We start from the raw sequence: 12,140 nt of genomic DNA, 5'->3' as shown, positions 1-12,140 counted from the left end.
TGGGAGCAGGGGAGAATAACTAATGACAAATGACAAATGACAAATACTTCTCTACGAGAGGCTGCGCCAACGACTTTGCTCAGTACAAGTGACAAATGACAAATAATGCCCCATGCCCAATCAATCAATTAATCAATTTAACGGCTGATATATATCCTCAGAACTGGGATTGAGATAAGGACGCTGTAAATCTATTAGATGCCGCGCAAAGTGTTGGTCAATAACCCTCATCCTTTCCTCCATTGCATTTTTACCTTTTTGCCAAGCTTCCAACAAAGCATTTGCGACGATTTGGCAACGGTTCATCCCAAAACTTTCTTGTGCGGCAAATTTTTGGGTTGGTTCTTCGGCTAAACCTAACCCTGGAGCTAAAAATTTGGTAAACAAAGGAATTTCGGGCTGGAAATGAAATTGATTTTTGATATAAACAGTCTGAAGGATTGCGCGGATTGCTGGATAGTCGGGCAGTTCAAAGTAAAGTAGCCCCGAATCATAGCGTCCGTATGCAGAGGGGTTGTGGAGAACTTGAAAGCTAAAGGGAATCGAGGCTGCATTTAGTTGCAGCGTCAAGCTTTCCATGAGAGCGATCGCACCAGATGCCGTAAAGTTAAAGTAGATTCGCCCTGCTCCTAAATCGGCGTCTGGGTTGCTTTGCCGTTCCTGTCCAACATTGCTAACTGCTAAGTAACAGCCATTTTGCAGTCGATTTTTGGGCATCCAGATTGCTACCATATCACCAACTTTGGTAGATTTCTTACTGGATTCTAGATGACAATCTGGCTCAACATAAAGTGTTAAACCACCTTTAGTCACCGCCATAGTCCCATCAGGTTCTTTCCGCAACACCTGCCATTGAGGGTCAAAGTAACCTATGCCGTGATTACTGGCGTGCAGTTGCTCGTAAAAGTCCCAGTCAATCTCTAAAATAGAATTATCTGCTAAATTATGCTTTTGCGGGCGATTAGTATTATCAGTATTGACTGCCAAAGTACTTTGCAGGGAGCCATTGTAATAGATTCCATAGAGAAAATTTCGCAGCAGGAGAGTGAGATACTTCTGTTGTAAATCTACAGAATTTTGCTGAAATCTATCGGCTATTTTAGTCGGCAGACCGAAGGGTTGATAATTGGGATGGTAAATACAAAAATTTGACTCAATCTGGATATTCTGAGCAATATCAAATAGAGAATTCAGCGATTGATTGATAGAGGAATTTAGCATTAATCCATTCAGAAATCAAACTTTAACAAAATTAGAATTCAGGAGTCGGAATACATAATTCAGAATTATGTGTTCTTTTTGAATTGTTCTGCAACCTATTACTAACAACCACGCAGCCGAGTTTTTTCGTAATAAATCCGAAGTAACTGTTGCTCCTTTACAGGCTGAGAAAATTTATGAATCTTTGCTACAGGATTTAGGATTTCTGACTCTGACATCCCAAAGATGGTCAATACAGCTTGCTCTGGCATTACAAGTAAACTTTTAGCTACTTGCAGCATACACAGTTCAACATTATTAAAATGTTTACGGCAGGTAATCATCTCCTGAATTTGATGAATTAGTGCCAGCCCCGCAAACTGGATAACCCGCGAAATAAAGTCACTGCGGTATTCCAAAATCATCGGGAAAGCATTTATATAAGCCCTAATTAAGGCAATAATTGAAGGTTGTAAAATCTCTAACGGTGTTAACGCCAAATGTAGAGATTCTTCTAACTCAATGGTGGGGTCTACTACCAGACTCTTAAGCCAAATTCCTAAATAGCTTGCCAGTAAAGTTCCTAAATCAAAGGCTGGGTCTCCCCAAGAACCAGCTTCCCAGTCAATTAGTCGTATAAGACAATTGTCTAATTGCTCCCATCTGGAATGAACCAAAATGTTGTTCAATTTCAGGTCGTTATGAGTTAAGCAGCAAGGATTCCAGCTATATGCCAAATCTGCGATCGCAGATGACAAACTCTCGTATTGTTGATAGAGAACATAGAATTTCAGTGCATCTGTGGGAACAGTCGCAAAAATCTCCGGCCCAATTGACCCTACCCCTTGCGCTGGATTGTAAAACCCGTAGCGAAACTCTCCTTGGGGAGCAGTTGCCATAAAATCCCGATATTCTCGGCGGTTGTAGGTGGCGCGATGCAGTCCCGCCAAAGTTGTGCCGATGGCAGAGGCAATTTCTTGTGGAAAAATCTCATTGTTGTGGTAGAATGTCGCAAGCTCTAGATATTCATTCAAGTAGCTACGGACAAGAATCGAATTTTCTTCGTCAAAATGCACTACCAATGGCGCAATTGCTGAAGTGTTACCTAGAACTGGAAACTGTTGTAACAACTGGTGAAACAGCCACTCCTGAAACAATTCATGAGGCGCGCCGTCATTGTTGTTAACGTTACGTTCTTGTTTAATCAGCAGTTGGCGATTATCTGCTAAAGTCACTAGTAAATTGAAATTTTTCTGACTACTTCCTGGCAACTCAGATTTGTCTGATGGGCCATCTTCTGAGCTACACAGACCCGCGTCTTGCAGATACTGGATAACGTTATGAGAAGACAGTGATAATACCATGTATTATTTCCTACTTCATTAAATTACTTAAACTTATCGTGTCAAATTTGCTTGGTCTTAAGAGTTTTAGTAGATAGGAACTAATGCAAGAAGAGAGATGTGAATAAGAATAAAGATTTCTACAATCTACTAATATCTCATATTTGGGAGAAAAACTTGCCAAATTGGCACCAAGTCCTTTGCGATTCCTTTAAAATTGGCTGCAAGATACTGTGAAATCTTTACACTTTATCAGCATAGTTACTTAGATACATCTAAAGTAAGTTTTGTGGTAGAGCCTTTTTTTGTGGCAAAGAAGCATCCCCAGCAAAAAGCTGATTGGTAGCAGATATTGTTTGATGTTTAGTAGTCATCTTGAAAGCAGCGAAGAATTTTAGTAATCCTTTGCGGTACGAAGCACGTGATTCAACAGTATTACTTTTATTTATCATCACAAAGCCAAAAAAACCGGAGTTTTTTAGCAATTAGTAATTATTTTTTGATTTAATTTTCCGAATTGATGTCTGGAAAACTTGTGATTACGTTATTTTCGTCACCTACAAATTGTATATGACTATAGGCGATCGCAAACAAAACCTACATGAGCGTATCTTATGTAAGTGTACTTTTGTCAAGCTTGAAACATGGCATTTTTCAAGTATGATTTGTGATTACTAGTTGGCGGATAACTTTTAAAACTTTAACCTCTTTGAATGGAACGCGTTGTTAAAACCGGATTGGGTTGGCGTATTGGCTGGAACCCCGATACACCTGAGTTTAAAGGTTTAGTTGGTACAGATGATTGGGCAATTGAGTTAACCGAAGCTGAGTTAAATGATTTTTGTCGTCTACTAGCACAGCTAGCAGACACCATGAAGCAACTCGCAACTGAATTGATGGAAGAGGAAAAAATTACTTGTGAAGCCGAAAGCGATTTATTATGGATGGAAGTGCAAGGCTATCCTCATGATTATAGTCTGCGCTTCATCCTAAATACAGGGCGATGTGTAGAAGGTAAATGGAATGCTTCTGCTGTTCCAGATTTACTGCAAGCTAGTGGGATGCTTAAGGTTTTTTAAAATTACCTCTTGATTAACCTACAGTTTTGCTATATAATAGGAATTCTGACCGGGGCGTAGCGCAGCTTGGTAGCGCGCCACTTTGGGGTAGTGGAGGTCGTGGGTTCGAATCCCGCCGCTCCGATTGATGATAAGCCATGCCTGCTAGTCTTTTTAAAAGATTAGCAGGTTTTTTCATAGCTTTTTCCTGAAAAAACCTAACCGAACAGTAAATAGGGATGTTATACCAAGCGTGAAAAATGATTGCGACAGATAGAAAACTGAAACACTTAGGGACTGACAAATAAAAAAATATACAACTTTTCTTGTGGGGTGGACATCTTGTCCGCCCCTGTCAACGGGCGCTCGTGTCGCCCACCCCACAAGAGTGGATAATTTATTTCTTGGAAGTCCCTTATCCAATGGATGTTTCACAATCCAAAATCGTTCGACTGAGCGACTTGCCTTGAGCGAAGTCGAAAGGAGCCGAAGTCTAAAATCTAAAATCCAAAATGGTATCACCCGCACAATCAAATTTTGTCAATGATAAGTAATTAGGCGGACTTAATATAAAATCTCTAGCAGATTAGTAGGTAGATTGGCATGAGTGAAACTACAGAAACGATTTTCAGCAAAATCATTCGTCGGGAAATTCCCGCTGATATTGTTTATGAGGATAATTTAGCCCTAGCATTCAAAGACATCCATCCCCAAGCGCCTGTTCATATCCTCGTGATTCCCAAAAAACCCATTGCGACACTAGCTGAGGCTGAATCTGAGGATCATGCTGTGTTAGGGCATCTTTTGTTAACTGCTAAACGTGTTGCAGAAGAAGCTGGATTAAAAAATGGTTATCGAGTTGTGATCAATGCTGGTGATGACGGCGGTCAAACAGTCGATCACTTACATTTGCATATTTTGGGAGGACGGCAGTTAAATTGGCCTCCTGGTTGATTAGAGGCAGGGGGTAGGGTAAAAGGTACAAACTCAGTCAAATTGTGGGCAAAAGCACTTCTCTTCCCCTGCTTTCTAGTATCAAGGATCGTAGTGCTGAATTCTGGCAGCGCGTTTTCACTTGACTGTGCGGTAGTGTAAAAACAGATTGCTTCCAACCTGACGAGTTTCTATGAGTTCTAGATGAGGAGCAGCATCGGGAAGAAAACCCTCTCCCTCCACTGGGCTAGGGGCGTGCTTTCCCCCAAAAATGAGCGGCCAAATGGTCAGCCACCAATCGTCAATTCGTCCTGCCTGAACTAGAGCAGCTGTTAAAGAGCCACCTCCCAAAGCAACGACTTTGCGAATACCCCGCTCTGCCATCAAGCTGTAGCCCCGATCCCAGTTCAGGTCTGTATCTCCCAAATCAATTAATTCAGCCAGTTTTTGCAAAGTTGTTGTATCAGAACTGCGCTCTATAGCAGTCCGTGTGGTAAATATCCATCGCTCAATGTCCTGACTCAAAAAAGGCAAGTCCGGCGATAAGTTAAGGGAAGGTGAAACAACGCAAGTTATCGGCTGAGGAGACTGGCCGCGAACCTCACGTGCTGCCAACAGTTCGCGATCGCTAATTGCAAAGGTTCCCCCCTCAGCCCGAATTGTCCCTGCTCCTACCAGCACTAAATCGGCAAGGGAGACTTGATACTCCAAGTGTGCTTGATCGACTACATTGGGTTCGCGAGGCGCTTTCGGATCTACGGCACTAATTTTTCCATCGGCCGTCATCGCCAGAACCACAGTTGTTTGGATGGTTGACATGATTATGTTGTAACGATTCTTTATAATTTTACCTTTTTGAATCCCCTCCACACTTGAGAGTCAAAAGAGGCAGGGGAGCAGGGGGCAGCACTTCGGCTACGCTCAGTGACCGGGGAGCAGGGGGAGCAAGCCCTGCCCCCTGGCCTTCCGCTTCTTCGGTGAATAGTTATTGCATTGTGCTTTAAATCACTTTGTTAAGTATGGCTCAAGGTGGTAAAAAACTGTTGTTGAATGATTCTCTCTACACAAGAGTTTTTTTACGCCTCAGAAACTATCATGCTTAACCACATATCTGCAATCGTCGTATTTGTCTTAATTATAATTTTGGGGTTTGCATCTCCAGTTCAAGCTGCAACTCCCCGTTCGACTTGGGTGGTGAATGAAATTTACCAATATAATCATCCCTTTGCTTCTCAATTGCCTCAAGAACTAGCAACGAAAATGCAAAAGATGGCAGATCAAGATAGCTTTTTCACTTTTTATCGGGGGACGGCTCACATTTTTTATCGTGATATGCAGACCTTACCAAGTTCACGATTTGTCAACTCTTCAACCTCAGCCATCTGGTTAGAAGGAGATATGCATCTGCAAAATCTTGGAGCGATAAGAGATAGCAAAGACAACAACGTTTTTGACACCACCGACTTTGATGAAGGCTATCTTGGCCCTTATGTTTGGGACTTGCGACGGATGGCAGTCTCCATTCTGTTGGTAGCTAAAGAGAATGGTTTTAATTCAACTGATGCTGAGGATGTTGTCCGAAATTTCTTGGATGCTTACCTCAATAAAATGAACGACTTTAAGGGAAGCAATGATGAACTGTCATACCGTTTAGAATCTAGCAATACGAACGGTGTGGTCAAAGATTTAATTCAAAAGGCATCAGATAAGAGCCGTTCTAAGCTTTTAAAAAAGTACACAGTGCTAAATAACAGTAACAATCGCCTCTTCAAGACAGCCTCAGAACTCCAGTGTATATCCAGCAGCACCTATTCTGATATTGCTGGGGCTATGAGCAGCTATATCGCCTCAATTCCTATCAGTAAGCGCTACAACGACAGTTACTATACCCTCAAGGATATTCGGCTTAAATTAGGTTCAGGTGTTGGTAGTCTTGGGAAGTACCGATATTACTTGCTAATTGAGGGGCCAAGTTCAGCAACCGACGACGATCGCATTTTAGAAATGAAACAGGAAGGCAGTAGCGCAGTTGCGATCGCAGTTCCAGGTTTGCTGCCGAGTTCAGTCTACGGAAACCAAGAAGGGGCAAGGGTGACAATCACTACGAAAGCGATGTTATCCAATCTCGATCCCTTGGTTGGCTATACTACTGTCAGTAGCATCCCCTTTATGGTGCGTGAAAAATCACCCTACCAAGTGGACTTTGACTATAAGTTGTTAACTAGCAAGTCAAAATTCATGGATGCGATGGGGTACGCAGGGAAGGTGGTTGCCAAAAACCATGCAATCTCCGATCGAGACTACGATGCTGCGATTATTCCTGTCAGCGTTGACAAAGAAGTGACTGATATTGTAAGTGGTAATAAAGCTGTATTCAAAGACGAAATTGTTAACTTTGCAGTGGACTATGCAACTCAAGTCGAATATGACTACAGGAGCTTTGTAGATGCTTATAAACAAGGGGTAAAACTCTACTAGAACATTGATTCAGTATTCAGAGATTGTTTTAATCTACATCAACATCAAATAATTGCTCCAATGAATTCACCTGATATGTACATCGTACATAGTCTAGGTTTCGGTTTTTTTCGTACTTATGCTTTTTTTTATTCGGGATTTGGGCTTTGTTAAATATCAACCCAAATCCAGACACCAAAGCACTTTAGACTTATGTCCACACCTTGCTTGGCATTTTGGCGTAGGTGTATATTGTCGTAGACATTGCTTTAAGTTGTCACCAATCTACAGAGCATGGGAACGAGGTAAGCTTACAGCCAAGCGCGATCGTATTGAACAGGCCAGAGTTTATCGTGTCCCAGTTGTTTGGCTGCCAGATGTGGCCAGTAAGGATTGCGGAGTAGTTCGCGTCCTAACAGCACTATATCAGCGACTTCTGTACGAATAATCTCGTCAGCTTGTTCAGGGGATGTAATTAAACCCACGGCTCCTGTATGAATATTAGCTTCGCGGCGGATGCGTTCGGCAAACTGAGTCTGATAACCAGGTTTAATTGGGATATGAACGCCCGGTATAATACCGCCTGATGAATTGTCGATCAGATCCACTCCTAAAGACTTGAGTTTGTCGCTTAAAGCAATACTTTGCTCAATGTCCCAGCCATTGTCTACCCAATCGGTGGCGGAGATGCGCACCCAAAGTGGATGTGTTTGAGGCCAAACCTCTCGGACTGCTTGAACTACTTCTCTGAGCAGACGAGTCCGGTTTTCAAAGCTGCCACCATAATCATCTTGACGGTGGTTGGAAAGAGGTGAAAGAAATTGGTGCAGTAGATAACCGTGGGCAGCATGGATTTCCACTACCTTGAAACCAGCTTGTAGAGAACGTTTGGCAGCTTGAGCAAAGGCGTCAATAATTTCTTGAATTCCCTCAAGACTGAGGGCTTCTGGAACTGGGTTATCTTTGCTAAAAGCGATCGCACTACTCGAAACTAAGGGACGCCAACCTTCCTGAGATTCATCTAGTGCTTTCCCTCCCTTACTCGGTTTGGCAGTGCTGGCCTTTCTACCTGCATGAGCAAGTTGAATACCTGCAACAGCACCAAAGTTATGAATTAAAGCCACAGTCTTGGCTAAAGTTTCGATGTGTGAATCCGACCAAATTCCCAAATCTTGCGGGCTAATGCGTCCACGCGGCTCTACAGCTGCCGCCTCTGTGAACACTATACCTGCACCGCCAACTGCGCGAGAAGCTAGATGAATAACGTGCCAATCATTAGCATATCCATTTGTACTGGAATATTGACACATCGGTGAAACGGCGATGCGGTTGCGAAAGGTAACTTCACGAATTTTGAATGGTTCAAATAGATGTGCCATTAATATTGATTCCTTCTCTTGCTAAGTAAAATAAATTAGGGAGGGATTTACAGCATGAATTCGATTTTGCATTAATTAAATAGAGAAGTCAAAATTTAGAATGCAATCAGTGAGGAATTTAGACCCACCACTTGATAGTTTCCTACCAAATTTTGAATTTGCTGGGAGATTTAAACCCTTACTCTCAAAGCCTAATTTACTGCCGTAGGTATCGCAGTAGTTCTTGCGTCGGGCAGTATTCCTCCAGCCGACGCTTTTGCTAGCTTGCAACTCTTACAGAGTACGCAAACTCGCTGCTGTTACGCTATCTTGCCTTACGCAAGAACTACCTCTTTTGTTAAATATTTGTTGAATGACTAGAGTCATCATAGAGATTTGGATAAATAGGCCGATTGTCAGGCTTTTGAGACTGCAATTCCCAGATATCGCGTTTTCCTAATTCTCGATCCACTAATAACTGTAGATGGTCTGGTAATTTAGTTGTTTGCCAAATTGACCAAATTTCTTCACTAAAGAATTCTTTTTCGATTTTCCCAGAGAACATGATTTGACCTCCACGAATGTTCAATTTTCAGTTTAGTAACTCCTAATTTAGGAAAGACGAAGTAACAAAATTGTCATTCTTCATTCTTTCGCTATCTTTAAAATACAGGTACTATTCGCCCTGAATACTACTTGTTAAGAAAATCTCTAACTTGTGCATATTTAAGTAACTTTTTATTACGGATATTGTCGATGATATTGCGTTCTGTGAGGGCAATAATCCGTTGAAAAAAGGCAAAAGGATGAGCGCGATCGCTACCAATTTGTCTACTCAAAATTAAATGCAAATCCAGGGTTAGAAATCAGCAAAGTTGCCTGACTAGCAGCTTACAGAATAGACTTCTTGCATAAATCAAATGTCCTCACCCTAAATTTCTCTCCCAAGCTGGGGAAATTACGTATCAAGCGCATATAATCATGAGCTTCTTATAGCGCGACGACTAGGACGCCCTTCGTCATCTACGAGGCAACCAGTACCAGAAGGTGCTGTTGCTCCACTGATACCGCAGTAGCCTTTATCTACGAGTATCACTCTTACCCCTTGAGCAGCATTCCAAGTTGCCCAAGTTGCTGATGGATCGCGGCTTATGACTAGAACATCAGTTTTTAAATTCAGTTGCGAAGTCGAACTATTGACTGACTCAGATTGATATGTACTCACGATTACATTTCCTAAAAAGTTTACTTGGCACTAAATTTTGACTTTATTGGCTAACCCACCTAATTTTTTGGTAAAATACGATAAACACATCAATTTACCGTATTATTTATTTATGAGATTTACATAGATTGTGCTAAAAAACAAGAGGCTATTAAAATTTATTGATATTACTCTTGAATAAAATCCAGCCTGTGGCGAAAACTTTCTCAAAAAAATAAAGGACAAGAACTATACTTGTCCTCAATGGTTAAAATAATATATCCTGCATCGAAAGTTTTAATTAATACTCCTAACCTCCTATCCGGTTGTTGAGCGTAGCGATGCACGCATCCTAACTGCTGCCTTTTTTGTAACTTGTTGGCTTAAACTCTACGCGAACAAAACTAATAATTAATCTTGCTTATAGTTAAATACGCTTAATTTCAGGGTTATTGGTGTAGATAATTGGTCTTTCCAGACGCGATTTATTTATCGCGTCTCTATATCTAGGTTTTGGGTTTATCTGAACTATATTGGCTGACAGTTTTCTGCAAAAAAGAATTGAGTAATGAGATTGTAGACAATCTTGTTGCTTAATTAAAACTTAACGAAATAAGTATTTGTTGGTAAGGTTTGGGCAGTTCCTACATTTGTAGGCAAGTCATTAATTTTATTATCTGTTTTGATTACTGCAAACTTATCAGTAAATAGCAATACTTCACCATTTCCCGGTGTTACCCAAGCGTGGCGAGTCATTAGGTTTTTGGAGACAACTAAAAGAGATGCATCTCCACGGTAAGGCGAGATGGGTTTACCCATGAAGGTTTGATTATCTCTATTGGCGATCGCATAAGCAGCAGAAGAACCCACAAAAATTTTACTCCCATCTGAGTAAATAGTTTTAGGGAAATTGCTACTGCCGTCTCCCATCCCCGCAGTTGTAGGTTTTCTTGGAATACTTAGCTGTCCACGCTCGACAGTAAAATTAGTCAGATTAATAGTTCCTATATAAACCTTTGTCTCATCACGGGTTTGTGCAGCATTGGTATAGCTGTCTGTGGTAATCAAAGTCTTTGTTAATAAGTCTTTGCCATTCCACCTGTAGATTGAGTTACCCCCATAAACTGAACCGAGGACATAAAGCTTGTCTTCAACAATATGTAATCGGTTAAGTCTTGTGTCTGCCATGTCGCGAGCAAGATCGGCAGAATTGTAGCCCCAAAGCTTACCTTGGTTATTTCCTGCTATATTTGCCAAAGCAAATATTTTTGCTCCGTCGAAAACCATCCGGTAAAGAAAAGCTACCTGGACGGGAATACCTAACCTCTTTTGTTGCTGGTAGCCACTAGTGTAGAGATAGCCATTTTTATACTCAAAATCCATTACCTCAGTTACGCCATAGCTCTGTTTGGCTTTAAAGTTGAGGTTTTTATCATAAATTGATAGAGTATTTGCAGACTGGTAAATAATCCAATTTTGCAAAAATTTTACCCGTGTCTTTGAATTAGCTTTATTGCTAACTATTTTTTGCCTAGTTCCGTCAGTTTTGATTTTTACTAGTCCTGTTGGAACAGCTAAGACATAAGTTTTGCCGTCAATTGCTACAATGTCACGAGCATCGTAATTAGAGTTTGGGATTAATTTTTTCGTACCATTACTTTCTACTTCCCATACACCTTCAGTATTGATGACCGCAACTTTACTGCCATTAGTGCAAGCTGCTCTTGGCGAAGAGATATTAAGATATGTAGCTAAAGCGGGGGTAGAGTAATCAAACATTGTACAGTCCTAGATAAGGTTGACTGAAAAATATTGGTTTTCAATTAAGAAAAAAATTTGGGAGTTTTTGCGCGTTTTGAAGCTAAACTCGTCTGAAAATTGAAGAAAATATTGGCTACGGTAAACTCAAACTCAAAGGTTGAGTAATCCGCAAAATATGCATATCTGCAAACATCGCTAAAATTAGAATTGAATTGTTTGTGGTTATGTCGTAGCGATAACCTGTTAATTGGGGGAAAGTAACTTCAATTAAGCCTCTCTGGCTGCTTTCTAATTCGACAAATACTTTACCAACACTTTCTGCCCCAGCTCACCCATCTCCTTTAACATCCCCTGAATCTTTTGCATAGCTAGAGATTCAGGCTTGGTATATCCTTTCTCCCAACGGTTTCCCGTCGAAGAAGTTATACCTAAAGATGCTGCAAACTGTTCTTGGGTAAGACCAGTTATGCCACAAAGTTCACGGATGAGCTTTCCAACTTCCGGTTGCTTGATTAGCAAAGGTTTCTTAATAGTCATTTAGCTAAGAACGCACCTGTTAATCTGGCGAGTGATATGTATTCCGCTACATCCTATTGGGGCTAATGCTGAATTGATAGGCGAAAATATACTAGAGTTTTTATACTTTCTTGATTTGCTAACCAAGTAATTACACGTCCGTAGATACGTATTTCCTAAATGAAACTTTCAAAGAATCAATTACGCAACGAAATAAGCATCCTGTTGTCAAGAAGCAGTTAAAATTAATATATGACGTTCAGTGGCTTCAATTCAAAAGGGGTTGAACCGATAAGTGAATTACTCCTTC

Annotated in this window: 12 protein-coding genes and 1 tRNA gene; 4 read left to right on the top strand and 9 right to left on the bottom strand. The window is 41.0% G+C overall.

The features are described 5' to 3' along the window. Positions 1–132 precede the first annotated feature (132 nt). Together ACR5KR_RS12985 and ACR5KR_RS12980 are read right to left on the bottom strand one after the other, a co-directional pair. Entirely contained in the window at positions 133–1,221 is a 1,089-nt protein-coding gene (locus tag ACR5KR_RS12985) for a T3SS effector HopA1 family protein (RefSeq protein ID WP_445626171.1), read from the bottom strand. 101 nt (positions 1,222–1,322) lie between these two features. Next, positions 1,323–2,564 carry a phosphotransferase family protein gene (locus ACR5KR_RS12980; RefSeq protein WP_448266801.1) on the bottom strand — a complete coding sequence of 414 codons (1,242 nt, stop codon included), beginning with the start codon at positions 2,562–2,564 and terminating at the stop codon, positions 1,323–1,325. 692 nt (positions 2,565–3,256) lie between these two features. On the opposite strand from ACR5KR_RS12980, the gene ACR5KR_RS12975 reads away from it, so the two are divergent. The 3 genes from ACR5KR_RS12975 (at position 3,257) to ACR5KR_RS12965 (ending at position 4,555) form a co-directional block, all read left to right on the top strand. After that, a complete protein-coding gene (locus ACR5KR_RS12975; RefSeq protein WP_448266800.1) occupies positions 3,257–3,622 on the top strand; it encodes a DUF1818 family protein in 366 nt (121 codons plus the stop codon). A gap of 50 nt (positions 3,623–3,672) precedes the next feature. Then, a tRNA-Pro gene (locus tag ACR5KR_RS12970) sits at positions 3,673–3,746 on the top strand. Positions 3,747–4,204: 458 nt separating this feature from the next. Further along, the gene (locus tag ACR5KR_RS12965; RefSeq protein WP_445626174.1) at positions 4,205–4,555 is read left to right on the top strand and encodes a histidine triad nucleotide-binding protein; all 351 of its coding nucleotides are present in this window, start codon (positions 4,205–4,207) and stop codon (positions 4,553–4,555) included. 117 nt (positions 4,556–4,672) lie between these two features. Here ACR5KR_RS12965 and ACR5KR_RS12960 read toward each other — a convergent pair whose 3' ends face one another. After that, positions 4,673–5,353 (bottom strand): RibD family protein, encoded by a 681-nt coding sequence (locus tag ACR5KR_RS12960; protein WP_448266799.1) that lies wholly within the window; start codon positions 5,351–5,353, stop codon positions 4,673–4,675. A 231-nt stretch (positions 5,354–5,584) separates the two neighbouring features. Between ACR5KR_RS12960 and ACR5KR_RS12955 the strand changes: the two genes are divergently transcribed. Beyond that, a complete protein-coding gene (locus ACR5KR_RS12955) occupies positions 5,585–7,012 on the top strand; it encodes a DUF2252 domain-containing protein (protein ID WP_448266798.1) in 1,428 nt (475 codons plus the stop codon). A 290-nt stretch (positions 7,013–7,302) separates the two neighbouring features. On the opposite strand, the gene namA is transcribed toward ACR5KR_RS12955, so the two are convergent. From namA to ACR5KR_RS12925, 6 genes are all read right to left on the bottom strand, one after another. Further along, the gene (namA, locus tag ACR5KR_RS12950) at positions 7,303–8,370 is read right to left on the bottom strand and encodes an NADPH dehydrogenase NamA (protein ID WP_448266797.1); all 1,068 of its coding nucleotides are present in this window, start codon (positions 8,368–8,370) and stop codon (positions 7,303–7,305) included. Between the two features lie 337 nt (positions 8,371–8,707). After that, the gene (locus tag ACR5KR_RS12945; RefSeq protein ID WP_445626178.1) at positions 8,708–8,914 is read right to left on the bottom strand and encodes a hypothetical protein; all 207 of its coding nucleotides are present in this window, start codon (positions 8,912–8,914) and stop codon (positions 8,708–8,710) included. Positions 8,915–9,041: 127 nt separating this feature from the next. Then, complete coding sequence (locus ACR5KR_RS12940) at positions 9,042–9,188, bottom strand: hypothetical protein (protein ID WP_448266796.1); 147 nt, start codon at positions 9,186–9,188, stop codon at positions 9,042–9,044. A gap of 140 nt (positions 9,189–9,328) precedes the next feature. Then, entirely contained in the window at positions 9,329–9,574 is a 246-nt protein-coding gene (locus ACR5KR_RS12935; protein ID WP_448266795.1) for a hypothetical protein, read from the bottom strand. 576 nt (positions 9,575–10,150) lie between these two features. Further along, positions 10,151–11,332: a hypothetical protein gene (locus ACR5KR_RS12930; protein WP_445626181.1), complete on the bottom strand. Its 1,182-nt coding sequence runs from the start codon at positions 11,330–11,332 to the stop codon at positions 10,151–10,153. 270 nt (positions 11,333–11,602) lie between these two features. Beyond that, positions 11,603–11,851 (bottom strand): helix-turn-helix domain-containing protein, encoded by a 249-nt coding sequence (locus ACR5KR_RS12925; protein WP_448266794.1) that lies wholly within the window; start codon positions 11,849–11,851, stop codon positions 11,603–11,605. Positions 11,852–12,140: the final 289 nt, after the last annotated feature.

It is taken from the genome of Nostoc sp. DSM 114159 (genome assembly GCF_053470285.1).
This window is presented reverse-complemented; position numbering and strand designations above follow the sequence as displayed.